Genomic DNA, 25,353 nt, shown 5'->3' on the forward strand with positions numbered 1-25,353 from the left:
GACCACGATCCACGCACCAGAACGAGAGAAAGAGCGGGCAGTGCACGACCCTCGCCCGCAGTCCTCCCTCCGCCCCGAGCACCCCGTGCCGCGGAGCCTCTCGCAGCTCGTGGCCGAGTTCTCCCTCGGCCCGGTCCGCGGCCTCGAGGGCGTCGAGGTGAGCGGAGTCACGCTGGACTCGAACCAGGTCGAGTCCGGAGACCTCTACGTCGGTGTCGCAGGACGCCGTGCCCATGGCGCGGCCTTCGCGTCCGCCGCCGCGGCGTCCGGAGCCGTCGCCGTGCTGACCGATCCCGCCGGAGCGGAGCTCGCCGCCGACAGCGGCCTGCCCGTGCTGGTGACCCCCGACCCGCGGGCCGCCCTCGGCGACGTCGCCGCGTGGATCCACCGCACCCGCGAGGACGTCCCGACGCTCTTCGGTGTGACGGGGACCAACGGCAAGACGAGCGTCGTCTACATCCTCGACGCGCTGCTGCGCCGGCTCGGAGTCGTCTCCGGCCTCAGCTCCACCGCCGAGCGCCGGATCGGCGACGTCGCCGTGGTCAGCTCGCTGACCACTCCCGAGGCGAGCGAGCTGCACGGCCTGCTCGCGCGGATGCGCGAGTCCGCCGTCCGCGCGGTCTCCATCGAGGTCTCGGCGCAGGCGCTCACGCGGCACCGGATCGACGGCCTCGTCTTCGACGTCGTCGGCTTCACGAACCTCAGCCACGACCACCTCGACGACTACTCCGATCTGCGCGAGTACTTCGAGGCCAAGGCCGACCTCTTCGAGCCGGAGCGCGCACGCCGCGGCGTCGTCACGGTCGACAGCGCCTGGGGGCGCGAGCTCGCCGAGCGCAGCCGCATCCCCGTCGCGACGCTCGCCGGCTCTCCGGTCGTCGGAGTCGCCCCGACGACGCCCGCCGACTGGTCGATGACGGTGCTGGACGCGACGCCCGACAGCACCACCTTCCGCCTGGAGGGGCCCGAGAACCGCTCCGTCGTCGTCACCGTCTCGCTGATCGGCTGGTACATGGCGTCCAACGCGGCGCTGGCGATCGTGATGCTGGTGGAGTCGGGCTTCGACCTGGACGCCGTCGCGCACGCGCTCGAGGACAGCCGTCTCGACGTCTACATCCCGGGCCGCGCCGAGCTCGTCTCGGGGGAGCGCGGACCGCGCGTCTACGTCGACTACGGCCACACCCCCGACGCGTTCCAGAACGCGCTCGAGGCGCTGCGGACCATCACGCCCGGCCGCCTGTTCATGGTGTTCGGGGCGGACGGGGACCGCGACACGACCAAGCGGAGCGATATGGGCGCCATCGCCGCCCGCCTCGCCGACGTCGTGGTCGTCACCGACTTCCACCCGCGCTGGGAGGATCCGGCCGCCATCCGCGCCGCGCTCCTCCAGGGCGCCCGGGCCGCCGTGCCCGACCGGGAGATCCACGAGATCGCCGACCCGCGCGCCGCCGTGCGCGCCGCCGTCGCCCTCGCGCGCGAAGGGGACTCGATCCTCTACGCCGGGCCCGGCCACGAGGACCACCAGGAGATCGCAGGAGTGCACATGCCGTATTCGGCCAGAGACGACGTCCGTCACGCGCTGCGCGAGGCGGGCTGGCTGTAGATGATCGCCCTCACCCTCACCGAGATCGCCGAGGCCGTCTCCGGACGCCTCCACCTGGCCGGCTCGTCCGCCACGGCCGCCACCGTGATCGATGGAGCGACCGAGACCGACTCCCGCGAGATCGCGCCCGGCGGCATCTTCGTCGCCAAGCGCGGCGAGCACACCGACGGCCACCTCTTCGCTCCCGCCGCTCTCGAGCGCGGTGCCGCGCTCCTCATCGTGGAGCGCCCGCTCGACCTCGACGTGCCGCAGGTCCTCGTCGACGACTCCGTGGAGGCGCTCGGCGCGCTGGCGACCGAGGTCGTCCGCCGCGTCCGCGCGAAGGGCGGGCTCACCGTCATCGGCGTCACCGGCTCGAACGGCAAGACGACGACCAAGAACCTCCTCCGCACCGTCCTCGAGCGGGTCGGCGAGACGGTCGCTCCGCGCGGATCCTTCAACAACGAGGTCGGCGCGCCGATCACGATGCTCCAGGTGTCCGAGTCGACGCGCTTCCTCGTCGCCGAGATGGGCGCGAGCGCGGTCGGCGAGATCCGCCGCCTCGTCCGGATGGCCAGGCCCGACGTCGGCGTCGTCCTCGCCGTGGGCCTCGCGCACGCCGGCGAGTTCGGCGGGATCGAGCGCACGCTCGAGGCCAAGACCGAGATGGTCGCCGACCTCACCGCCGACGACGTCGCCGTGCTGAACGCCGACGACGGCCGGGTCGCCTCGATGGCGGGCAGCACCGCCGCCCGGGTCCTCTGGTTCGGCCGCGGCGAGAGCGCGGACGTGCGCGCCGTCGACATCGACGCGACCGCCGACGGCACCCGCTTCGCCATCGAGGTCTCGGCCGGGGAGGGCCGCGAGGCCGCCCGCGCCGAGCTCCTGCTGCGCGTCCTCGGCGAGCACCACGTGATGAACGCCCTCGCGGCGACCGCCGCCGCGCTCTCGGTCGGAGTGGCGCTGCCCGCGATCGTCGAGGCGCTCGCGACCGTCACCCTCGCCGAGCGCGGCCGCATGGAGGTCCTGGGCGGCGAGGACGTCCGCGTCATCAACGACGCGTACAACGCGAGTCCCGACTCCACCGCGGCCGCCCTGCGCACCCTCGCCCAGATCGCGAAGCCCGGGGGGCGCACCGTCGCCGTCCTGGGAGAGATGAGCGAGCTCGGCGAGTGGGCCGACGAGGAGCACGAGCGCGTGGGCCTGCTGGCCGTCCGCCTCAACATCTCCCAGATCGTGGTGGTGGGCCGAGGCGCCCGCCGGATCCACGTCGCGGCCGAGCGCGAGGGATCGTGGAGCGGCGAGTCCGTCTTCGCGGAGACCTCCGACGAGGCGTTCGACCTCCTCGAGGACTACCTGCGACCCGGCGACACCGTGCTGGTCAAGTCGTCCAACTCCGCGGGGCTGCGCTTCCTCGCCGACCGTCTCGGGGAGCGTCACCGATGAGGGCACTCCTCCTGTCCGGCGCGTTCTCGGGAGCCTTCACGCTCCTGATGACGCCCCTGTTCATCCGTCTCTTCCACCGCCTGCAGTGGGGCCAGTTCATCCGCGAGGACGGACCGAAGTCGCACCACGTCAAGCACGGCACGGCGACGATGGGCGGCATCGTCATCATCATCGGCACCGTGGTCGGCTACTTCCTCGGGATGCTGTTCGGCAACCGGGCGATCGCGCCGTCGGCTCTGCTGGTGCTGTTCATGATGGTCGGGCTCGGACTCGTCGGCTTCGTCGACGACTTCCTGAAGACCCGCAACCAGCGCAGCCTCGGCCTCGGCGGCTGGGCGAAGATCGCCGGCCAGGTCATCGTCGCCGCGGCCTTCGCGGTGATCGCGATCATGGTCCGCGACTCCAACGGGCTCACCCCCGCGTCCACCTCGATCTCGTTCATCCGCGACCTGCCGTTCGACTTCGCCTCCCTCGGCTGGATCGGCATCGGCCTGTTCGTGCTGTGGATCTGCATCATCGTCACCAGCACGTCGAACGGCGTGAACGTCGCCGACGGGCTCGACGGACTCGCGACCGGGTCCTCGATCCTCGCGATCGGCTCCTACGTCATCATCGGGTTCTGGCAGTCGAACCAGTGGTGCTTCGACCAGCACCTCAACCCCGAGGTCGTCGACAAGTGCTACCAGGTGAGCGACCCGTTCGACCTGGCCATCATCGCGGCGGCCGTCTCCGGTGCACTGGTGGGCTTCCTCTGGTGGAACACCTCGCCGGCGCAGATCTTCATGGGCGACACCGGCTCGCTCGGCCTCGGCGGCGCGCTCGCGGCCCTGGCGATCCTCACCCGCACTGAGCTGCTGGTCATCCTCATCGGCGGCCTTTTCGTCATCGTGACCGGCTCGGTCATCCTCCAGCGGATCTACTTCAAGCTGACCCGGGGCAAGCGCATCTTCCTGATGAGCCCGCTCCACCACCACTTCGAGCTCAAGGGCTGGGCCGAGATCACCGTCGTGGTCCGGTTCTGGATCATCGCCGGCATCTTCGTCGCCGCCGGAGTCGGGCTCTTCTACCTGGAATGGCTGTCGCTGGCATGACCGATCCCGCCCGTCCCGACTCCCTCCGCAGCTGGCACTCGGACTGGCGCGGCCTGCGCGTCGCCGTGCTGGGCCTGGGCGTCACCGGGTTCTCGGTGGCCGACACCCTGACCGAGCTCGGCTCCGAGGTGCTGGTCCTCGCCGACCGCGCCGACGAGGAGCGCGAGCGCCTGCTCGAGGTGATCGGCGCCCGCCTGCACCGGGCCGACCGCCTCGACTCCGCTCCGGAGGAGCTGCACGCGTTCGCACCGGAGCTGGTCGTGGTGTCGCCCGGCTTCCGGCCGACGCACCCGATCCTCGTGTGGGCGGCGGAGTCCGGGATCCCCGTGTGGGGCGACGTCGAGCTCGCCTGGCGCGTCCGCGACAAGGTCGTGCGCGCCGACGGCACTCCGGCCGACTGGGTGGCCGTCACCGGCACCAACGGGAAGACCACGACCGTCCAGCTCACGGCGACGATGCTCGTGGCCGGCGGCCTCCGCGCCGCCCCCTGCGGCAACATCGGCGTGCCCGTGCTCGACGCGGTCCGCGACCCGCAGGGCTTCGACGTCCTCGTCGTGGAGCTCTCGAGCTACCAGCTGCACTACCTGGGCGCGATCGAGCCGATCGCGAGCGCGTGCCTCAACATCGCCGACGACCACCTCGACTGGCACGGCTCGTTCGACGCCTACCGCGCGGCCAAGGGCAAGGTCTACGCCGGCACCCGCGTCGCCTGCGTGTACAACCGCGCCGACGCGGCGACCGAGCAGATGGTGCTCGACGCCGAGGTGGTGGAGGGCGCCCGGGCGATCGGGTTCGGCCTCGGCGTGCCCGGCCCGAGCGACTTCGGGATCGTCGACGGCATCCTCTGCGACCGCGCCTTCCTCGAGGACCGCCGCACCAGTGCCCTCGAGATCACCACCGTGGACGAGCTCGCCGCACGGAACCTCGCCGCTCCGCACATCGTCCAGAACGTGCTCGCCGCGGCAGCGCTCTCCCGAGCGTGCGGGATCGAGGTCACGGCCGTCCGCACCGCGCTGGCGTCCTTCGAGCTCGACGCCCACCGCATCCAGGTCCTCGCCGAGCGCGACGGGGTGACCTGGGTGAACGACTCCAAGGCCACGAACCCGCACGCCGCCGACGCCTCGCTGCGCGCGTACCCGTCGGTCGTCTGGGTCGTCGGCGGGCTGCTCAAGGGCGTCGACGTGGACGCCCTCGTGGCCGCGCATGTCGGCCGCCTGCGGGGCGCCGTGGTGATCGGCGCCGACCGCTCGGCGCTGCTCGCAGCATTCCGACGACACGCGCCCGCCCTCCCCGTGAGCGAGGCGGTGCCGGACGACACTGGTGCGGTGATGCAGGCGGCCGTCGAGGCGGCCGCGACGCTCGCCCGCTCGGGGGACGTCGTCCTGCTCGCACCCGCCGCGGCCTCGATGGACCAGTTCCTCGACTACGCGGCTCGGGGCCGCTCCTTCGCGGCCGCCGTGGCGACACACCTGGGAGGGGGAGCCGATGACCGCTCCGACGACGAGCCGCCCCGCGGGCCGCTCGCGCACTGAGCCGCGCGGGAAGGACCGGAGCGGGGCCCGCTCCGCGCGGATCGTCCTGTCGAAGGTCTTCGCCTCCCACTCGCCGAACTTCTACCTCCTCTTCGGAACCACGCTCTTCCTGGTGCTGTTCGGACTGACGATGGTGCTCTCCTCCTCGTCGGTCACCTCCTACGTGTCGAGCGACGACTCCTTCGGGGGCTTCCTGCGCCAGGGCGGGTTCGCCCTCCTCGGGATCCCGATGATGCTGGTGGTCTCGCGGCTGCCCCTCGGCGTGTGGAAGCGCGTGACGCCGATCCTGCTCATCGCCGGCTGCGTCCTCCAGTGCCTCGTGCTCTTCACACCGCTCGGCGACTCCGTCGGCGGGAACCGCAACTGGATCCGCCTCGGCGCCTTCAGCATGCAGCCCTCCGAGATCATCAAGCTCGCGCTCGCCCTCTGGCTGGGGCTCCTGCTCGCCCGCCGCTACCGGTCGCCGAAGGACTGGAAGGACGCGCTCATCCCCGTCCTGATCGTCGGCGGCGCAGCGATCGGACTGGTCCTCATCGGAGGCGACCTGGGCACGGTCGTGATCATGGCGGGCATCGTCCTCGCCGCTCTCTTCTACGCGAACGTCCAGATGAAGGTCCTCGTGCCGATCGTGGTGGTCGGCGCGATCGGAGCGGTGCTGTTCGCCGTCTCCAGCGACAACCGCCTCACCCGGATCATGTCCTTCCTCGGCGACTGCTCCAACGTCGAGGAGTACCAGAACTCGTGCTGGCAGCCGGTGCACGGCACCTGGGCGATGGCCTCCGGCGGGATCTTCGGCGTGGGCCTCGGCAACTCCAAGGCCAAGTGGTCCTGGCTGCCCGCCGCGGACAACGACTACATCTTCGCCATCATCGGCGAAGAGCTCGGGCTGATCGGAGCGATCGTCGTCCTGGCGCTGTTCGTGGTCCTCGCTGTCGCCTTCTTCCGCGTCATCCACGCGTCCTCCGATCCGTTCGTGCGGATCAGCACCGGCGCGATCATGGTCTGGCTGATCGGCCAGGCGTTCGTCAACATCGGCGTGGTCCTGGGGGTGCTCCCGGTGCTGGGAGTCCCGCTGCCGCTGATCTCCTCCGGAGGCACCGCCCTGCTCAGCTCGCTCCTCGCCATCGGCGTCGTCCTCTCCTTCGCCCGCACCCAGACCGCGCCCCTGCCCGGCGCGGGCGTGCTGCGCCGCAGGAAGGCGGCGGCGGAGTGACCCGCTACCTCCTCGCCGGCGGCGGCACCGCCGGCCACGTCAATCCGCTGCTCGCGACGGCCGATGAGATCCGCAGGCGGAACCCGGACGACGAGGTGCTCGTGCTCGGCACCGCCGAGGGGCTCGAGGCCCGCCTCGTCCCCCTCCGCGGCTACGAGCTCTCGGTGATCCCGCGGCTGCCGTTCCCGCGCCGTCCGAACGCGGCGGCGCTGCGGTTCCCCGGAGCCTTCCGTGCGACCATCGCCGGCATCGTCCGGACGATCCGCGACCGGCGGATCGACGCGGTGGTCGGCTTCGGAGGGTACGCGGCAGCACCCGCCTACCTGGCGGCCCGCCGCGCCGGCGTCCCCTTCACCGTCCACGAGGCCAACGCGCGCCCCGGGCTCGCCAACCGCCTCGGCGCGCGCGCGACCCGCTCGGTCGGCGTGGCCTTCGAGGGCACGCCCCTGCCGCACGCGCGGGTCGTCGGCATGCCGCTGCGCCGCGAGATCGCCGAGCTCGACCGGGCCGCGCGCCGCGACGAGGCGATGGCGGCGCTGGGCCTCGACCCGTCCCGGCAGACCCTCCTGGTGACCGGCGGCTCCCTCGGCGCTCGGCGGATCAACGCGACGGTGCACGCCGCCGCCCGGGATCTCGTCACCACCGGCTTCCAGGTCCTCCACATCACGGGCGACCGCGCCGAGATCACGGACCCGGGGGTGGCCGGCTACCACCTCCTCGCCTACTGCGACCGGATGGACCTCGCGCTGTCCGCCGCGGACGTGGCCGTCTCCCGCGCGGGGGCGGCGACCGTCAGCGAGCTGACAGCCCTCGGCCTGCCCGCGGTCTACGTCCCGTACCCGGTCGGCAACGGCGAGCAGCGCTACAACGCGCGCGGCGTCGTCGACGCCGGGGGAGCGGTCCTCGTCGAGGACGCCGCCTTCCTCCCCGGCTGGGTCCAGCGGGAGCTCGTACCGCTCCTGGGCGACACCGCCCGTCGCGACGAGATGGCGCGCCGGGCCGCCCGCGTGGGAGTCCGCGACGGCTCCGGGCGGCTCGTCGACCTGATCGAGTCGACCCTCTCCGCTCCGCGCTGAGCCCGCTCCGCGCGGCTCGTGAGAGCACTCCCGCCCACCGTCTACACTGATCCGGCGCACCGCGGGAGGCCCCTCCCGCCCGCCGCGACCCACCCGAAAGCGAGAGCCCCGTGATCAAGCCCGACCTCGGCATCACCGTCCCCGACGAGCTCGGCTCGGTCCACTTCATCGGCATCGGCGGCTCCGGGATGAGCGGGATCGCCCGGCTGTTCCACCACGCCGGGCACCGGGTCACCGGGTCCGACGTCCGCGAGTCCCACCCCATCGAGCAGCTGCGGGAGCTCGGCGTCCCGGTCGCCATCGGCCACGACGCGGCGAACCTCGGGGACGCCGAGGCGGTCGTCGTCACCTCCGCCCTGTGGCCCGACAATCCCGAGTACCTGCTCGCGAAGGAGCGCGGCCTGCCCGTGCTGCACCGCTCGCAGGCCCTCGCCTGGCTGGTGCGCGGCAAGCGCCTGGTCGCGGTGGCCGGAGCGCACGGCAAGACCACGTCGACCGGCATGATCGTCACCGGCCTGCTCGGCGTCGACGCCGACCCCAGCTTCGTCAACGGCGGCATCATCGAGAGCCTCGGCACCTCCTCCGCCGCCGGCTCCGGCGAGGTCTTCGTCGTCGAGGCCGACGAGTCGGACGGCAGCTTCCTCCTCTACGACACCGCGGTCGCCCTCATCACGAACGTCGACCCGGACCACCTCGACCACTACGGATCGCTGGAGGCGTTCGAGGAGGCCTTCGTCACCTTCGCCTCCTCCGCGAGCGAGCTCGTCGTCATCTCCTCCGACGACCCCGGCGCCGTCCGCGTCACCGAGCGGCTGGACGGCGGACGGGTGCTGACCTTCGGCGAGGCCGAGGGGGCGGACGTCCGCGTCGTCGACCTCGACCTCGTCGGCCCCGTCGGCTTCTCGGTCGAGTACGAGGGCAGGCGCTACTCGGCCCGCCTCCGCATCCCCGGCCGGCACAACGCGATCAACGCGGCCGGCGCGTTCGCAGTGCTGGTGGGCCTGGGCTTCGATCCGGCCGCCTCGCTCGAGGCCGTGTCGGCGTTCGGAGGCACGGAGCGCCGCTTCGAGCTGCACGGAGCGGTCCGCGGAGTCAGCGTCTACGACGACTACGCCCACCACCCCACCGAGGTGGCCGCCGCCCTCTCCGCCGCGCGCACCGTGGTCGGCGAGGGCCGCATCATCGCCGTGCACCAGCCGCACCTCTACAGCCGCACCCGCCTCTTCGCCCGCGAGTTCGCCGAGACGCTCGAGCGCTACGCCGACGAGACGATCGTCCTCGACGTCTACGGGGCGCGCGAGGATCCGGAGCCCGGAGTGACCGGAGCGCTGGTCAGCGAGAAGTTCGCCGACCCGTCGCACGTCTCGTTCGTCCCGGACTGGGCGGAGGCGGCCCGCCTCACGGCCGGCATCGCGCGCGAGGGCGACTTCGTCATCACCCTCGGCTGCGGCGACGTCTACCGGATCATCCCGCAGGTGCTCGAGTCGCTCGGCGCGAGCGAGGCCGCGCCGGTCGCACGATGACCGCGGTCCTCGCGCCCGAAGCGGGGGAGCGGCCGTGAAGCGGCCCGACGGCGGACGCCCTCCGGCGCGCGGTCGGAGCGTCCCCACGCGCGGCGGCGAGCCGGAGCCGGACACCGAGCCGATCCGGATCGTCACCGCGATCCGCGTGGACCCGGAGCCGGCCGAGCGCACTCCGTCGCGCGCGGGCGCGGTCCGCCGCGCCCTCTCGGGCCTGCGTCTGCCCGGTGCCGAGAACCGGGCCGTCTCCCGGGCCGCCCGCGAGCGGAGGCGCTACGAGCGGGGGGAGGTCCGCCGCTTCACGAAGCGCGCGCGTCGGCGCCGCCTGATCGCCCTGGTCGTGGCCGGGTCGCTCGTCGCCCTCGCCCTGATCGTCGGAGTCGCGGCCTTCTCGCCGCTCATGGCCGTGCGCACGATCGAGATCTCGGGCACCCAGCGCGTCGACGCCGCCGCCCTGCAGAGCGAGCTCGACGACCAGCTCGGCGTCCCGCTCACCCTCGTGGACCGGAACGAGGTCGGCCGCGTGCTGGGCGCGTCCCCGCTCATCCAGAGCTACTCGGTGCAGACCCGGCCGCCGAGCACCCTCGTGGTGTCGATCGTCGAGCGCACGCCCCTCGGCGTGATCGCGGCGGGGGGCCGCTTCGAGCTCGTGGACGCGGCCGGAGTCGTCATCGAGACGGCGGACTCGGCGCAGCCCGGCTACCCGGTCCTCACCACCGCGTCCGGCGACGCCTCGGGAGCCGGCTTCCGCGCGACCGCGCGGGTGCTGCGCTCCCTGCCCGCGTCGCTCGCTCCGCAGGTGACGGCCGCCACCGCCACGACCGGCGACGACGTCTCGCTCACCCTGCAGAACGGCACGGAAGTCGTCTGGGGCGGGTCGGACGAGTCGGCGCTCAAGGCCGTCGTGCTCGAGAAGCTGATGGCCGCGACCGACCCCGCCGTCGTCGGCACTTACGACGTGTCCTCGCCCCAGGCCGCCGTCGTGGCGCCCCGGCCCTGACCGGCGGCGGATCCGCGCGTTCTTTCGAGCGTTGCGGGCGTGTCTGCTGGGAGCGCGACCGGACTCCGCCTACCGTCGGAGCCGAACCCCAAATGCATACTCAGCATAACTTTAAGCCTCAACTACAGGTTTAAGGTTCAGCCCGGAGGCCGGAGACGTGACTTCAAACCAGAACTACCTCGCCGTGATCAAGGTCGTCGGCATCGGCGGTGGCGGCGTCAACGCCGTCAACCGCATGATCGAGCTCGGCCTGCGCGGTGTCGAATTCATCGCGATCAACACGGACGCCCAGGCGCTCCTGCTCAGCGACGCCGACGTCAAGCTCGACGTGGGCCGCGAGCTGACCCGCGGACTCGGCGCCGGCGCCGACCCCGAGGTCGGCCGCCGCGCCGCCGAGGACCACGCCGAGGAGATCGAGGAGGTCCTCGCGGGGGCCGACATGGTCTTCGTCACCGCGGGCGAGGGCGGCGGCACCGGCACAGGCGGCGCGCCCGTCGTCGCGCGGATCGCCAAGTCGATCGGCGCCCTCACCATCGGCGTCGTGACCAAGCCCTTCGGGTTCGAGGGACGCCGTCGGCAGACGCAGGCCGAGGCCGGCGTCGCGACGCTGAAGAACGAGGTCGACACGCTCATCGTCGTCCCGAACGACCGCCTGCTCGAGATCAGCGACCGCGGCATCTCGATGCTCGAGGCCTTCGCGACCGCCGACCAGGTGCTCCTCGCCGGCGTCCAGGGCATCACCGACCTGATCACCACGCCCGGCCTGATCAACCTCGACTTCGCCGACGTGAAGTCGGTCATGCAGGGCGCGGGCTCGGCGCTGATGGGCATCGGCTCGTCGCGCGGCGCCGATCGCGCGATCAAGGCGGCCGAGCTGGCCGTCGCCTCACCGCTGCTCGAGGCCAGCATCGACGGCGCGCACGGCGTGCTCCTCTCGATCCAGGGCGGCTCGAACCTCGGCATCTTCGAGATCAACGACGCGGCGCGCCTCGTCCAGGAGGCGGTGCACGCCGAGGCGAACATCATCTTCGGTGCCGTGATCGACGACACGCTCGGCGACGAGGTGCGCGTCACCGTCATCGCCGCGGGCTTCGACGGCGGAGAGCCGGGCGGGACCGCTCAGGCCGCGATCGCCCAGCCGCGCCAGCAGCAGAGCTCGGCGAGCGAGTCGGCCGCCGAGCCCGTCCCGGCTCCCGCCGCCGCCCCTGCGGCCGGCTCGATCTGGGCGAGCACCCCCGTCGCCGCCCCGGCCCCTGTCGCCGACCCGTCCTTCGACGACGACGACAGCGACCTGGACATCCCCGACTTCCTCAAGTAGTCGTGCCGGATCCGGAGCTGGCCGCGCGCTGGGCCGAGGTCTCCGAGCGGGTCGCCGACGCGACCCGCTCGGCCGGTCGCGAGGCGTCCTCGGTCACGACCATCGTGGTGACCAAGTTCCACCCCGTGTCGCTGCTCCGCGACCTCCTCGAGCTGGGCGTCGTCGACTTCGGCGAGAACCGGCACCAGGAGGCGCAGGAGAAGTCGGCCGAGCTGGCGGGGACCGCTGCGCGCTGGCACTTCATCGGGCAGCTCCAGAGCAAGAAGGCGCGCCAGGTGCGCCGCTACGCCGACGCCGTCCACTCCGTCGACCGGCTCGCGCTCGTCCCGCTGCTGGAGGCGGGGGAGGAGCCTCTCGACGTGTTCCTGCAGGTCAACCTCACCGAGGATCCCGACCGCGGGGGAGCGTCGCCCGCCGACGTCGAGCCCCTCGCCGAGGCTCTCGCCGGTGCGCCCGGCCTCACGCTGCGCGGCGTGATGGCGGTCGCTCCGCTGGACGAGGAGCCCCGTCCGGCGTTCGCCCGGCTCCGGTCGATCTCCGACCGCGTGCGCGCCGTCGAGCCCTCCGCCACGGCGATCTCGGCGGGCATGTCGAACGACTTCGCCGAGGCGATCGCGGAGGGTGCGACACACCTGCGAATCGGATCGGCAATCACCGGAGAACGCCCCGCCCGCACCTAACCTCGTGGTGACCCACCTGTGGGAGCACACACGACACGGAGGACACCCCATGGCCAACCCGCTGAAGAAGACGATGGTCTACCTCGGACTCGCCGACGAAGAGGTCGAGTACGAGCGCGCAGAGCCCGTCGAGGCGGCCCCGGCGACGGCCCACCGCGCACCGGTCTCCCCGGTGCAGCCCGTCCCTCCCGTCGAGCCGGTGCAGCAGCCCCGCGCGACGGTCACCCCGCTCCGCAAGCCCACCCCCCAGACCCCGAAGGCGACGGCACCCGCCGAGATGAACGAGATCCTCACCGTCCACCCGAAGCAGTACCGCGACGCGCAGGTCATCGCGGAGAACTTCCGCGACGGCATCCCCGTGATCATCAACCTCTCGCAGATGAGCGATGCGGACGCCCGCCGCCTCATCGACTTCGCGAGCGGACTCTCGCAGGGCCTCTACGGCCGCATCGAGCGCGTGACGAGCAAGGTCTTCCTGCTCTCGCCGTCGCACATCACCGTCGCCGGCGACTCCGCCTCCGCCGAGAGCGACGCCGACGCGTCGTTCTTCGCGAAGTCCTGATCCCGGGGAGCCCTGGCCCCCGGTGACCTCCGTCGTCTCGCTCCTCGGGAGCGTCCTGTACTTCGTGCTGCTGCTCTACTTCTTCGCGATGTGGGCGCGGTTCGTGCTCGACCTCGTCCGCGTGATCCGACGCGACTGGCGCCCCCGCGGTGCCGGCCTCGTCGCCGCGGAGGGCGTCTACACCGTCACGGACCCGCCGATCGGCTTCTTCCGACGCCTGATCAAGCCGGTCTCGATCGGTCCGATCGCGCTCGATTTCGGCTGGAGCCTCACCATGCTCTGCGTCATCGTGGGCATGTACATCGCCACGTGGCTCCAGCGCGCCTGACCGTCCCTGTATCGTTGGCACGTCCGGACGTTCCCCGCGGTGTCAGCACTGCGCCGTGCGCCTGAAGTTGCTAGCTTTAGTCGCGCGTTGTTAAACGTGTACCTACTTGAAATCGAAGGTGGAAAGCCATGGCGCTCACTCCCGAAGACGTTGTCAACAAGCGGTTCCAGCCGACCAAGTTCCGTGAGGGATACGACCAGGACGAGGTCGACGACTTCCTCGACGAGGTCGTCGTGGAGCTCCGCCGCCTGAACCAGGAGAACGAGGAGCTTCGTCAGCGCCTCTCCTCCGGCGACAGCCGCCCCTCGGACGCCCGAGTCTCCGACGCCCCGCGCGAGAGCACTCCTGCTCCCGCTCCGGTGGTCGACGAGGCACCCGAGCCGGAGCCGCAGCCCGAGCCCGAGCCCACCCCGGCTCCCGCACCGGTCGTCGCTCCCGTCAGCTCCTCGCAGTCGGCTCCGGTCGACGAGGCCGAGAGCTCCAGCGGACTCCTGCAGCTCGCCCGCCGCCTCCACGAGGAGCACGTGCGCGAGGGTGCCGAGAAGCGCGACGCGCTCGTCGCCGAGGGTCGTGCCACGGCGGCCCGCATCGTCGCCGAGGCCGAGGCCAAGCAGCGCCAGCAGGTCGCGAAGCTCGAGGAGGAGCGCGCGACGGTCGAGCACCGCATCGACGAGCTCCGCACCTTCGAGCGCGAGTACCGCCAGAAGCTGAAGAGCTACATCGAGGGCCAGCTCCGCGACCTCGACACCCAGCCGGCGTCGACGGAGTCCTCGCTGTCGGGCTTTGGGGCGTAGTCCCGCCGCAGCGGACGTCAGGCCGAGGGTGCTCGTCACCCTCGGCCTCGTCGCGCTCGCGGTCTTCGCGATCGATCAGACCGCGAAGTTCCTGGTCACGACGAACCTGACCCTGGGCGAGGACGTCCACGTCCTCGGCGACGTCCTGATCCTGCACTACGTGAAGAACCCGGGTGCCGCCTTCTCCCTCGCGAGCGGGTCGACCTGGATCTTCTCGATCATCGCGGCGTGCGTCGTCGTCGCCGTGATCTGGTTCTCGCGCCGGATCCGTTCCACCGCGTGGGGCGTCTTCTTCGGCCTGCTGCTCGGCGGCACCCTCGGCAACCTCTTCGACCGGCTGTTCCGAGAGCCCTCCTTCGGGCTCGGACACGTCGTCGACTTCCTCTTCACGCCGTGGCTGCTCCCGGCGATCTACAACGTCGCCGACATCGCGATCTGCACGGCGATGGCGCTGTTCGTCCTCCTGAGCGTGCGGGGCGTCGGCCTCGACGGCACCCGCGAGCGCGCGGGCCGCGACGAGCAGGTCGCGTCCGAGGACGGCGCTCCCGCCGCCCCCGGAGCGGGCGCCCCCGCAGCGGCCTCCTCCGTCGAGGAGGCGGCCCGCGACGCCGACCGCCCCGGCGGACGCTGATGGCGCAGTCCCGAGAGCTGCCGGTCCCGGACGGGCTCGACGGCCTCCGCGTGGACGCGGCCGTCGCGAAGCTGCTCGGCTTCTCGCGCACCTTCGCGGCCGAGGTCGCCGAGGCGGGCGGAGTGAGCGCCGACGGACGGGTCCTCGACAAGAGCGATCGCGTGCACGCCGGCACCTGGCTGAGCGTCGAGTGGAGCCCGCGCGAGGAGCCGCGGATCGTGCCGATGGCGGTTCCCGGCCTCGGCATCGTGCACGACGACGACGACATCGTGGTGATCGACAAGCCCGTCGGAGTGGCCGCGCACCCCGCGGTGGGCTGGGAGGGGCCGACGGTGCTCGGCGCCCTCGCCGCCGCGGGCTTCACCGTGTCGACCTCCGGTGCGGCCGAGCGCGCGGGCATCGTGCACCGGCTCGACGCCGGCACGAGCGGCCTCATGGTCGTCGCGAAGTCCGAGCGCGCCTACACGCACCTCAAGCGCGCGTTCCACGACCGCACGGTCGAGAAGGTCTACCACGCGGTCGTGCAGGGCCACCCCGACCCGCTCGCCGGGACGATCGACGCCCCGCTCGGCCGCCACCCGTCCTCGGACTGGAAGTTCGCGGTCCGCGCCGACGGCAAGCCCTCGGTGACCCACTACGAGACGATCGAGGCCTTCCCGTTCGCCTCCCTCCTCGAGATCCACCTCGAGACCGGCCGCACCCACCAGATCCGCGTGCACATGGCCGCCCAGCGCCACCCGTGCGTCGGCGACACGATGTACGGCGCCGATCCGACCCTCTCGAAGCGGCTCGGCCTCACCCGCCAATGGCTCGACGCGGTCCGGCTCGGCTTCACCCACCCGGGCTCGGGGGAGTGGGTGCAGTTCGAGGCGTCCTACCCCGACGACCTGGTGCACGCCCTCGAGGTGCTGCGCGGGGAGTGATCCGCGCTCTCCCGGCCGGACCCGCGTCCGGCGCGGTTAGACTTCTTCCCGCCGTGTCCACGGGCCCTCCCGGGTCGCCGGCCATCCCTCCCCTGCCCGCAGTCCGCCGGAGGCGCATCCTTGCCGAGTAACGATTCCTTCGTCCACCTCCACGTGCACAGCGAGTACTCGATGCTCGACGGTGCAGCGCGGGTGAAGCCGCTGATCGACGCGGCGGTCGAGGAGGGCATGCCGGCCATCGCCGTGACCGACCACGGGAACGTGTTCGGCGCCTTCGACTTCTGGCGCACCGCGACGGCGGCGGGGATCAAGCCGATCATCGGCACCGAGGCCTACCTCACCCCGGGGACGCACCGCTCCGACAAGACCCGCATCCGCTGGGGCGACGGCGGAGGGGACGACGTGTCCGGCTCCGGCGCGTACACCCACATGACGCTGCTCAGCTCGACCACGACGGGCATGCACAACCTCTTCCGCCTCTCCTCGCGCGCGTCGATCGAGGGCTACTACTTCAAGCCGCGCATGGACCGCGAGATCCTCTCGCAGTACTCCGAGGGCCTGATCGGCACCACGGGCTGCCCGAGCGGCGAGGTCCAGACGCGCCTGCGCCTCGGCCAGTACAAGGAGGCCCGCCAGGCGGCCGCCGACTACCGCGACATCTTCGGCAAGGAGAACTTCTTCGCCGAGATCATGGATCACGGCCTCGACATCGAGCGGCGGGTGATCGGCGACGTCATCCGGCTCGCGAAGGACCTCGACCTCCCGTTGGTCGCCACTAACGACCTGCACTACACGCACGCGCACGACGCGACCTCGCACGCGGCGCTGCTCTGCGTGCAGTCCGGGACCACCCTCGACGACCCCAAGCGCTTCAAGTTCGACGCGGACGAGTTCTACCTCAAGTCGCCGCGCGAGATGCGCCAGGTCTTCCGCGACCACCCCGAGGCCTGCGACAACACGCTCCTCATCGCGGAGCGCTGCGACGTCCAGTTCGACACCTCGGCGAACTACATGCCGCGCTTCCCGGTGCCGGAGGGCGAGACCGAGGACACCTGGTTCGTGAAGGAGGTCGAGGCCGGACTGCGCGAGCGCTACCCGGACGGCATCTCCCAGGAAGTGCGCGACCGGGCGGACTACGAGACCCGCGTCATCCTGCAGATGGGCTTCCCCGGCTACTTCCTCGTCGTCGCCGACTTCATCAACTGGTCCAAGCGCAACGGGATCCGCGTCGGTCCCGGCCGCGGCTCCGGTGCCGGCTCGATGGCGGCCTACGCCATGAAGATCACCGACCTCGATCCGCTGCGCCACGGCCTGATCTTCGAGCGCTTCCTCAACCCCGACCGCGTGTCCATGCCCGACTTCGACGTCGACTTCGACGACCGTCGCCGCGGCGAGGTCATCCGCTACGTCACCGAGAAGTACGGCGACGAGCGCGTCGCGCAGATCGTCACCTACGGCACCATCAAGGCGAAGCAGGCTCTCAAGGACGCCTCGCGCGTCCTCGGCTTCCCGTTCGGGATGGGCGAGAAGCTGACGAAGGCCATGCCGCCCGCGATCATGGGCAAGGACATCCCGCTCAGCGGCATCAACGACCCCGCCCACGCGCGCTACAAGGAAGCGCTCGACGTGCGCAACGTCATCGCCGAGGACCCGCAGGCCAAGCTGGTCTTCGACACCGCGCTCGGACTCGAGAACCTCAAGCGCCAGTGGGGCGTGCACGCGGCCGGCGTCATCATGTCCAGCGATCCGCTGCTGGACATCATCCCGATCATGAAGCGGGAGCAGGACGGCCAGATCGTCACGCAGTTCGACTACCCCGCGTGCGAGTCGCTCGGGCTGATCAAGATGGACTTCCTGGGGCTGCGGAACCTCACGATCATCGACGACGCCCTCGACAACATCCGCGCCAACCGCGGACAGGACCTCGTGCTCGAGGACCTCGAGCTCGACGACCAGGCCGCCTACGACCTCCTCGCGCGCGGCGACACGCTCGGCGTCTTCCAGCTCGACGGCGGCCCGATGCGCGGGCTTCTCCGGCTGATGAAGCCCGACAACTTCGAGGACATCTCCGCAGTCCTCGCGCTCTACCGGCCGGGCCCGATGGGCGCCGACTCCCACACCAACTACGCGCTGCGGAAGAACGGCGTGCAGGAGATCACCCCGATCCATCCGGAGCTCGAGGAGCCGCTCTCGGAGGTGCTCGGAGGGACCTACGGCCTGATCGTGTACCAGGAGCAGGTCATGTCGATCGCGCAGAAGCTCGCGGGCTTCACGCTCGCGCAGGCCGACCTGCTGCGGCGCGCGATGGGCAAGAAGAAGAAGTCCGAGCTGGACAAGCAGTTCGAGGGCTTCTCGGGCGGCATGATCGCCAACGGCTACTCGATGGAGGCCGTCAAGACCCTCTGGGACATCCTGCTGCCCTTCTCCGACTACGCCTTCAACAAGGCGCACTCGGCGGCGTACGGCGTCGTCTCCTACTGGACGGCGTACCTCAAGGCGCACTACCCCGCGGAGTACATGGCCGCGCTGCTCACCAGCGTCGGCGACTCCAAGGACAAGATGGCCGCCTACCTCAACGAGTGCCGGCGGATGGGGATCAAGGTGCTCCCGCCGGACGTCAACGAGTCGATCGGCTTCTTCACCGCCGTCGGCACCGACATCCGCTTCGGCCTCGGCGCCGTCCGCAACGTCGGCATGAACGTCGTCGAGGGCATCCGGGCCGCCCGCGAGGAGAAGGGGCGCTTCGAGACGTTCCACGACTTCCTCCGCAAGGTGCCGTTGCAGGTGACCAACAAGCGCACCATCGAGTCGCTCATCAAGGCCGGCGCCTTCGACTCGCTCGGCTCGACCCGCCGCGCCCTGGTCGAGGTGCACGAGGACGCCGTCGAGGCGGCGGTGGGGGAGAAGCGCAACGAGGCGAACGGCCAGGTCGGCTTCGACTTCGACAGCCTCTGGGACGAGCCGCAGGCCGCGATCCAGGTGCCCGAGCGGCCCGAATGGGCCAAGCGCGACAAGCTCGCCTTCGAGCGCGACATGCTCGGGCTCTACGTGTCCGACCATCCGCTCGCCGGACTCGAGACCGAGCTCGCCAAGCACTACAGCACCACGATCGCCGACCTGCTGATCTCGGAGACGATCGCCGACGGCGAGACAGTGGTCGTCGCGGGCCTCGTCACGAGCGTCCAGCACCGCATGGCCAAGGCGTCCGGCAACCAGTACGGGATGATCCAGGTCGAGGACTTCGGCGGCGAGATCACCTGCATGTTCATGGGGAAGGCGTACCAGGAGTTCGCCCCGGCGCTCACGAACGACTCCATCGTCGTCGTCAGAGGCCGCGTCAGCATGCGCGACGACGGGATGAATCTGCACGCGTTCAGCCTGTTCGCCCCCGAGATGAGCCAGGACGGCGACTCGGGACCGCTCACCGTCTCGATGCCCGAGTCGCGCGCGACCACCGACACGGTCTCGCAGCTCAGCGACGTGCTCATCCGCCACTCCGGCCAGACCGAGGTGCGCCTGAAGCTCATCAAGGGCGACACGGCCCGCGTGTTCGAGGTGCCGTTCCCCGTGCGCATCACCCCGGACCTCTTCGGCGAGCTGAAGAGCCTGCTGGGGCCGAACTGTCTGTATTGAATTCCGAGCCGGTCCCTGCCCGGCTCGGCGCGGTCGGCTGGGGAGGGTGGCCGGGTTCTCAAGAGCGTCGTGCGTGCGGCTACGACGATCCGCTGGCACGCGGATCGCCGGTTCGCGGTGTCTGTGGCGAGCCGGTCCCTGCCCGGCTCGGCGCGGTCGGCTGGGGAGGGTGGCCGGGTTCTCAAGAGCGTCGTGCGTACGGCTACGACGATCCGCTGGCACGCGGATCGCCGGTTCGCGGTGTCTGTGGCGAGCCGGTCCCTGCCCGGCTCGGCGCGGTCGGCTGGGGAGGGTGGCCGGGTCGGTGAGAGCGTCGTGCGTCCGGCTACGACGATCCGCTGACACGCGGATCGCCGGTTCGCGGTGCCTGTGGCGAGCCGGTCCCTGCCCGGCTCGGCGCGTAGACTGGGGCGGCCATGATCCAGACTCTCGACCTCCGCGGCCGTCGTCCCTCCTCCGCCGAGCTCCTCGCCCTCGTGCCCCGAAATCCGGGCACGTCCGCCTCCGTCGGGCCCGTCGTCGCTGAGCTGATCGCCGACGTCCGCGAACGCGGCGCGGAAGCGCTCCTCGACCAGGCGGAGCGGCTGGACGGCGTGCGCCCCCCGCACCTCCGCGTGCCCGCCGAGCAGATCGCCGAGGCGCTCGACCGCCTCGACCCGGCCATCCGCAGCGCACTCGAGGAGGCGATCGCGCGCGTCCGCCGCGCCAGCGCCGCACAGATCCCCCCGCCCCGCACCACCGAGCTCGACGACGGCGCCACGGTCACCCAGCGCTGGCAGCCCGTCGCCCGCGCCGGGCTGTACGTCCCCGGCGGCAAGGCGGTCTACCCGTCGAGCGTCGTCATGAACGCCGTGCCCGCGCAGGCCGCCGGAGTCGCCTCCATCGCCCTGGTCTCGCCGCCGCAGAAGGCGTTCGGCGGCTCCGTCCACCCCACGATCCTCGCGGCGGCCGCTCTGCTCGGCATCGACGAGGTCTACGCGGTCGGAGGCGCCGGAGCCGTCGCCGCGCTGGCCTACGGCGTCGACTCGATCGGGCTGGATCCCGTCAGCATCATCACCGGGCCGGGCAACGTCTGGGTCACCACCGCGAAGCGCCAGGTGCTCGGCCAGGTCGGCATCGACTCCGAGGCGGGCCCGACCGAGATCCTCGTGATCGCCGACGACTCCGCCGACCCGCGCCTGGTCGCCGCTGACCTGGTCAGCCAGGCCGAGCACGACGAGGCCGCCTCCGCGGTCCTGGTCACCGACAGCGCCGAGCTCGCCGCCGCCGTCGAGCGCGAGGTCGCCGTCCAGGCCGCCGCCACCCGCCACGCGGAGCGCGTGGCCATCGCGCTCGACGGCCCGCAGTCCGCGCTCGTGATCGTCGACGACCTCGAGCTCGCCTGCGCGTTCAGCGACGCCTACGGCCCCGAGCACCTCGAGCTGCACACGGCCGACCCCGTCGCGACCGCCGAGCGGATCCACGACGCCGGCGCGATCTTCCTCGGCCCGACCACCCCGGTGAGCCTGGGCGACTACCTCGCCGGCTCCAACCACGTGCTCCCGACCCTCGGGCAGGCGCGCTTCTCCTCCGGGCTCGGCGCCTACACCTTCCTCCGGCCGCAGCAGCTGATCTCGTACGACCGCGGTGCGCTCGAGCGCGTCGCCACGCACATCCGCGCTCTCAGCGACGCCGAGGCGCTGCCCGCCCACGGCGACGCCGTCGACGCCCGCTTCGCCTGAGACCGAGAGGCCCTCGATGTTCTGCCCCTTCTGCCGGCACCCCGACTCCCGAGTGATCGACTCGCGCACGAGCGACGACGGCCTCTCGATCCGCCGCCGCCGGCAGTGCCCGTCGTGCGGCCGGCGCTTCTCGACGACCGAGACCGCGAGCCTCGTCGTGATCAAGCGCAGCGGAGTCGTGGAGCCGTTCAGCCGCGAGAAGATCGTCAGCGGCGTCCGGAAGGCCTGCCAGGGCCGGCCCGTCACCGACACCGATCTGGCCGTGCTCGCGCAGCGGGTGGAGGAGAGCATCCGCTCCACGGGCGCCTCGCAGATCGACGCGAACGACATCGGCCTCGCCATCCTGCCGCCGCTGCGCGAGCTCGACGAGGTGGCCTACCTCCGCTTCGCGAGCGTCTACCAGGCGTTCGACTCGCTGGACGACTTCGAGTCGGCGATCACCCTGCTCCGCGCCGAGCGCACCTCCGTGCCCCACAGCGCCGACGAGATCTGAGGCCCGGGTGTACCCGCTCCTGTTCCGCACCGTCCTGCGCCGCCTCGACCCGGAGCGGGCGCACCACCTGAGCTTCCCGGTGATCCGGGCCCTCGGAGCCCTCGCTCCGGTCCTGCGCCGGACCACCGTCCCGCGCGGAACGCCCGCGGTCGAGACGCTCGGGCTCCGCTTCGAGACCCCGTTCGGCGTCGCGGCCGGCTTCGACAAGGACGCCACCGCGGTCCTGGGCTTCGGCGCGCTCGGCTTCGGACACGTCGAGGTCGGGACCCTGACCGCTCGGGCGCAGCCGGGCAACGACCGGCCGCGCCTCTTCCGGCTGATCGCGGACCGCGCCGTCGTCAACAGGATGGGCTTCAACAATCACGGCGCCGAGGCCGCGGCGCAACGGCTGATCCGGCTGCGCAGCGCGCGCCGCCGCCCCGTGATCGGCGTGAACATCGGCAAGAGCCGGGTGGTCGAGGTGGACGACGCGATCGAGGACTACCTGATCAGCACGCGCCTGCTCGCGCCGCTCGCCGACTACCTCGTCGTGAACGTCAGCTCGCCGAACACCCCCGGGCTCCGCGGCCTGCAGGAGATCGACCGCCTCGAGCCGCTCCTCGCGGCCGTCAAGGACGCCGCCGACACGACGCCCCTGCTGGTCAAGATCGCCCCGGACCTCTCCGACGACGAGGTCGGCCGGGTCGCCGAGCTCGCCGTCCGCCTGGGTCTGGACGGGATCATCGCGACCAACACGACACTCTCCCGGGAGGGCCTCTCGAGCGACCGCGCCGTGGTCGCGGCGGCCGGCGCCGGCGGCCTCTCCGGTGCCCCGCTGGCCGCGCGCTCGCTCGAGGTGCTCCGCGTGATCCGCGGAGCCGTCCCCGCGGCCTTCTGCGTGATCTCCGTCGGAGGAGTCGAGACGGCCGAGGACGTGCGCGAGCGCCTCGACGCGGGCGCCACCCTCGTCCAGGGCTACACCGCCTTCATCTACCGCGGGCCCCTGTGGGCTCGGGACATCAACCGGGGACTGGCCCGCGCCTCCTGACCCGCCGTGCACCACGAAGGGCCCCCGGAGCCGCGCGAGGCGCGACCGCAGGGGCCCTTCGTGGTCCGCCGTCCGACTACTCGGGGAAGGCGCGGCGCTTGACCTGGGGCTTCGGCAGGCGCATGACGCGCAGCTGGAGGGCGCGCATCGCGGCATACCAGCGGATGCCCTTCTCGACCTTGTCGGCGCCGTAGCGCTCGGCGAGCTTCCGGCGCATCCGCATGCCGAGGAGGATGCAGTCGATCACCGCGAGGAGGAAGAACACCCAGAGGATGACGAGCGTCGCGTACTGCAGCTCCGGCTGCGGGAAGAAGCTCAGCAGCAGGACGACGACCATCACCGGGATGAGGAACTCGCCGAGGCTGAAGCGCGCGTCGACCCAGTCGCGCACGAACTTGCGCTGGGGACCCTTGTCGCGCAGCGGCAGGTAGCGCTGGTCGCCGGCGGCCAGGCCGATGCGGGCCTGCTCGCGTGACACGGCGGCCTTCTCGCGGGCGTCGCGGGCGGCCTGCTTGCGGTCGGTGACGACCAGCGGACGCTTGCGGGCCAGCTCCTGCTCGCGCCGGGTCGGCGTCGGCCGGCCCTTCCCGGAGCCGGGGGAGCCGGCGTCGTCGGGCGTGTCGGTTGCGATCGGGTGCTTGGCCACGGGGAACGTCCTTGGAATCGGGGGTCTCTTAAGATTACCTCCATGGCTCACGACGCTCCGACTCCGCCCGCACTCTCCTCCGACGAGGAGGCCGTCCTCGCCGCCGTCCGCGACGATCTGCCGCGCTCGCTCGCCCAGCTCGGGCAGCTCGTGCGGATCCCGTCCGTCTCGTGGGACGGCTTCGACGCCACCCGCGTGGCCGCCAGCGCCGAGGCCATCGCCGAGCTCGCGCGCGAGACGGGCGTCTTCGACGACGTCGCGATCCACAGCGCCACGATCGACGGCACCGACGTGCTCGGCCAGCCTGCCGTCCTGGCCACCCGCGCCGCCCGCAACGGAGCGCCGACCGTCCTCCTCTACGCCCACCACGACGTGCAGCCGCAGGGCGCCGAGTCGGCGTGGGAGACGCCTCCGTTCGAGCCGACCGTGCGCGGCGACCGCCTGTACGGGCGCGGTGCCGCCGACGACAAGGCCGGAGTCGTGTCCCACCTCGCCGCGGTGCGCGCACTCCGCGAGGTCGCGGGCGAGGACCACGACCTCGGGCTCGTCCTCTTCATCGAGGGGGAGGAGGAGTTCGGGTCGCGCTCGTTCCCCACCTTCCTCCGCGAGCACCACGACGCCCTCCGCGCGGATGCGATCATCGTCGCCGACAGCGACAACTGGGACGTCGACACCCCCGCGCTGACGGTGGGACTGCGCGGCAACGTCACCTTCACCCTCACCGTCAGCACTCTCGCGCACGCCTCGCACTCGGGCATGCTCGGCGGAGCGGTCCCGGACGCGATGCTCGCGGCGGTGCGCCTGCTCGCGACGCTCTGGAACGAGGACGGCTCGGTCGCCGTCGCAGGCCTCACCGAGCACGACGGAGCGGTGCCCGAGACGACCGAGGAGGACCTCCGCCGCGACTCGGGGCTGCTCGACGGGGTCTCGCCGATCGGCACCGGCGCGATCCTCTCGCGCCTGTGGTCGAAGCCGGCCGTCACGGTCACCGGGATCGATGCGCCCAGCGTCGTCGACGCCTCCAACACCCTGGTCCCGTCCGTGCGCGTGAAGATCAGCGCCCGCATCGCCCCCGGCCAGGACGCGGAGGAGGCCTTCGCCGCCATCGAGAGCCACCTGCGGGCGAACTCCCCGTTCGGCGCTCAGCTCGCGATCGAGGACGTCGACACCGGCAGCCCCTTCCTGGTCGACGCGACCGGCTGGGCCGTGGACCTGGTGAAGGGCGCGATGGCGGACGCGTGGGGACGCGAGCCCCTCGAGACCGGGATCGGCGGGAGCATCCCGTTCATCGCCGACCTCGTGCGCGAGTTCCCCGAGGCTCAGATCCTCGTCACCGGTGTCGAGGACCCCGACTCGCGCGCGCACAGCCCCAACGAGTCGCTGCACCTGGGCGTCTTCAAGCGCGCCGCGCAGACCGAGGCGCTGTTCCTGCTCCGCGCCGCCGCTCACCGCGACTGACCACCGGTCGTGGAATACCCGGGTGACCGCCCGGGTTGCAGCCGTAGAATCCCGGAAGGCACGACGACCGTTCCGCCCGTCCCCTGAGGAGTGACATGTCAGACACGCTGACCGACCAGACGGCGACCCCCCTCGCCACCCCGCCCAGCGCGGCCCACGGCGTCTCGATGACCCCGACCGCCGCCGCCAAGGTCAAGAGCCTGCTCGAGCAGGAGGGCCGCGACGACCTGCGCCTGCGCGTCGCCGTGCAGCCCGGGGGCTGCTCCGGCCTCATCTACCAGCTCTACTTCGACGAGCGCACCCTCGACGGCGACGCCGCGGTGGAGTTCGAGGGCGTCGGCCTCGTCGTCGACAAGATGAGCGTCCCCTACCTCGACGGCGCCTCGATCGACTTCGAGGACACCATCCAGAAGCAGGGCTTCACCATCGACAACCCCAACGCGGGCGGCAGCTGCGCCTGCGGCGACAGCTTCCACTGACGCCGCGCGGCCCCGGGCCGCAGCGCCTCCGAACGGCGTCCGACAGTCCACCCCGGTGGCCCGTCGGGCGCCGTTCGTCATGACTGCACCACTCGGCCGGGACGTCAAGAGCGGGTCGTCGTGCACCGGGCCGCCGGAGCGGAAGGGTAGGCTGGAGCCGGTCTAATACAGTTTCGTGTGAACTGGTCCCCAGTCTTCCG

General features: G+C 71.8%; 22 protein-coding genes. 21 read left to right on the plus strand and 1 reads right to left on the minus strand.

Annotation, left to right across the window (positions count from 1 at the left end; genetic code table 11):
• Positions 1 to 40 precede the first annotated feature (40 nt).
• The 19 genes from C5D66_RS08395 (at position 41) to C5D66_RS08485 (ending at position 22,570) form a co-directional block, all read left to right on the plus strand.
• Positions 41 to 1,603 (plus strand): Mur ligase family protein, encoded by a 1,563-nt coding sequence (locus tag C5D66_RS08395; protein WP_104238697.1) that lies wholly within the window; start codon positions 41 to 43, stop codon positions 1,601 to 1,603.
• Positions 1,604 to 3,028 carry a UDP-N-acetylmuramoyl-tripeptide--D-alanyl-D-alanine ligase gene (murF, locus tag C5D66_RS08400; protein ID WP_104255492.1) on the plus strand — a complete coding sequence of 475 codons (1,425 nt, stop codon included), beginning with the start codon at positions 1,604 to 1,606 and terminating at the stop codon, positions 3,026 to 3,028.
• Complete coding sequence (mraY, locus tag C5D66_RS08405) at positions 3,025 to 4,119, plus strand: phospho-N-acetylmuramoyl-pentapeptide-transferase (protein WP_104222591.1); 1,095 nt, start codon at positions 3,025 to 3,027, stop codon at positions 4,117 to 4,119. Before murF ends, mraY begins: the two co-directional genes overlap by 4 nt.
• The gene (murD, locus tag C5D66_RS08410) at positions 4,116 to 5,651 is read left to right on the plus strand and encodes a UDP-N-acetylmuramoyl-L-alanine--D-glutamate ligase (RefSeq protein WP_104255493.1); all 1,536 of its coding nucleotides are present in this window, start codon (positions 4,116 to 4,118) and stop codon (positions 5,649 to 5,651) included. The genes mraY and murD overlap by 4 nt, the downstream gene beginning before the upstream one ends.
• Positions 5,605 to 6,864 (plus strand): putative lipid II flippase FtsW, encoded by a 1,260-nt coding sequence (ftsW, locus tag C5D66_RS08415; RefSeq protein ID WP_104222593.1) that lies wholly within the window; start codon positions 5,605 to 5,607, stop codon positions 6,862 to 6,864. The genes murD and ftsW overlap by 47 nt, the downstream gene beginning before the upstream one ends.
• Complete coding sequence (gene murG, locus C5D66_RS08420; RefSeq protein ID WP_104326886.1) at positions 6,861 to 7,940, plus strand: undecaprenyldiphospho-muramoylpentapeptide beta-N-acetylglucosaminyltransferase; 1,080 nt, start codon at positions 6,861 to 6,863, stop codon at positions 7,938 to 7,940. Before ftsW ends, murG begins: the two co-directional genes overlap by 4 nt.
• Before the next feature lie 110 nt (positions 7,941 to 8,050).
• Complete coding sequence (gene murC / locus C5D66_RS08425) at positions 8,051 to 9,463, plus strand: UDP-N-acetylmuramate--L-alanine ligase (RefSeq protein ID WP_104233346.1); 1,413 nt, start codon at positions 8,051 to 8,053, stop codon at positions 9,461 to 9,463.
• Positions 9,464 to 9,497: 34 nt separating this feature from the next.
• Positions 9,498 to 10,460 (plus strand): cell division protein FtsQ/DivIB, encoded by a 963-nt coding sequence (locus C5D66_RS08430; RefSeq protein WP_104256180.1) that lies wholly within the window; start codon positions 9,498 to 9,500, stop codon positions 10,458 to 10,460.
• Between the two features lie 157 nt (positions 10,461 to 10,617).
• Entirely contained in the window at positions 10,618 to 11,778 is a 1,161-nt protein-coding gene (ftsZ, locus tag C5D66_RS08435; RefSeq protein WP_104256179.1) for a cell division protein FtsZ, read from the plus strand.
• Positions 11,779 to 11,780: 2 nt separating this feature from the next.
• Positions 11,781 to 12,458, plus strand: a complete 678-nt coding sequence (locus tag C5D66_RS08440) for a YggS family pyridoxal phosphate-dependent enzyme (RefSeq protein ID WP_104222598.1) — start codon at positions 11,781 to 11,783, stop codon at positions 12,456 to 12,458.
• 49 nt (positions 12,459 to 12,507) lie between these two features.
• Positions 12,508 to 13,020, plus strand: coding sequence for a cell division protein SepF (locus tag C5D66_RS08445; protein ID WP_104222599.1), 513 nt, complete (start codon positions 12,508 to 12,510; stop codon positions 13,018 to 13,020).
• Between the two features lie 22 nt (positions 13,021 to 13,042).
• The gene (locus C5D66_RS08450; protein WP_258059242.1) at positions 13,043 to 13,348 is read left to right on the plus strand and encodes a YggT family protein; all 306 of its coding nucleotides are present in this window, start codon (positions 13,043 to 13,045) and stop codon (positions 13,346 to 13,348) included.
• Between the two features lie 128 nt (positions 13,349 to 13,476).
• The gene (locus C5D66_RS08455; RefSeq protein ID WP_104222600.1) at positions 13,477 to 14,142 is read left to right on the plus strand and encodes a DivIVA domain-containing protein; all 666 of its coding nucleotides are present in this window, start codon (positions 13,477 to 13,479) and stop codon (positions 14,140 to 14,142) included.
• Between the two features lie 28 nt (positions 14,143 to 14,170).
• Positions 14,171 to 14,773: a signal peptidase II gene (lspA, locus tag C5D66_RS08460; RefSeq protein WP_104239385.1), complete on the plus strand. Its 603-nt coding sequence runs from the start codon at positions 14,171 to 14,173 to the stop codon at positions 14,771 to 14,773.
• Entirely contained in the window at positions 14,773 to 15,696 is a 924-nt protein-coding gene (locus C5D66_RS08465; protein WP_104256178.1) for an RluA family pseudouridine synthase, read from the plus strand. The genes lspA and C5D66_RS08465 overlap by 1 nt, the downstream gene beginning before the upstream one ends.
• A gap of 171 nt (positions 15,697 to 15,867) precedes the next feature.
• Complete coding sequence (dnaE, locus tag C5D66_RS08470) at positions 15,868 to 19,329, plus strand: DNA polymerase III subunit alpha (protein ID WP_244229655.1); 3,462 nt, start codon at positions 15,868 to 15,870, stop codon at positions 19,327 to 19,329.
• Between the two features lie 416 nt (positions 19,330 to 19,745).
• Positions 19,746 to 21,050 (plus strand): histidinol dehydrogenase, encoded by a 1,305-nt coding sequence (gene hisD, locus C5D66_RS08475; protein ID WP_104256177.1) that lies wholly within the window; start codon positions 19,746 to 19,748, stop codon positions 21,048 to 21,050.
• A gap of 16 nt (positions 21,051 to 21,066) precedes the next feature.
• The gene (nrdR, locus tag C5D66_RS08480) at positions 21,067 to 21,543 is read left to right on the plus strand and encodes a transcriptional regulator NrdR (protein WP_104224657.1); all 477 of its coding nucleotides are present in this window, start codon (positions 21,067 to 21,069) and stop codon (positions 21,541 to 21,543) included.
• 7 nt (positions 21,544 to 21,550) lie between these two features.
• Positions 21,551 to 22,570 carry a quinone-dependent dihydroorotate dehydrogenase gene (locus C5D66_RS08485; protein WP_104256176.1) on the plus strand — a complete coding sequence of 340 codons (1,020 nt, stop codon included), beginning with the start codon at positions 21,551 to 21,553 and terminating at the stop codon, positions 22,568 to 22,570.
• Positions 22,571 to 22,646: 76 nt separating this feature from the next.
• Here the strand turns inward: C5D66_RS08485 and C5D66_RS08490 are convergent, their stop codons facing one another.
• Positions 22,647 to 23,216 (minus strand): DUF3043 domain-containing protein, encoded by a 570-nt coding sequence (locus C5D66_RS08490; protein WP_181027102.1) that lies wholly within the window; start codon positions 23,214 to 23,216, stop codon positions 22,647 to 22,649.
• Between the two features lie 42 nt (positions 23,217 to 23,258).
• Between C5D66_RS08490 and C5D66_RS08495 the strand changes: the two genes are divergently transcribed.
• Together C5D66_RS08495 and erpA are read left to right on the plus strand one after the other, a co-directional pair.
• Positions 23,259 to 24,674, plus strand: a complete 1,416-nt coding sequence (locus tag C5D66_RS08495; RefSeq protein ID WP_104246756.1) for a dipeptidase — start codon at positions 23,259 to 23,261, stop codon at positions 24,672 to 24,674.
• A gap of 95 nt (positions 24,675 to 24,769) precedes the next feature.
• On the plus strand, positions 24,770 to 25,153 hold the full coding sequence (erpA, locus tag C5D66_RS08500; protein WP_104224654.1) for an iron-sulfur cluster insertion protein ErpA: 384 nt from the start codon (positions 24,770 to 24,772) through the stop codon (positions 25,151 to 25,153).
• Positions 25,154 to 25,353: the final 200 nt, after the last annotated feature.

The organism is Rathayibacter sp. AY1B4, assembly GCF_002932815.1.
Lineage (GTDB): Bacteria > Actinomycetota > Actinomycetes > Actinomycetales > Microbacteriaceae > Rathayibacter.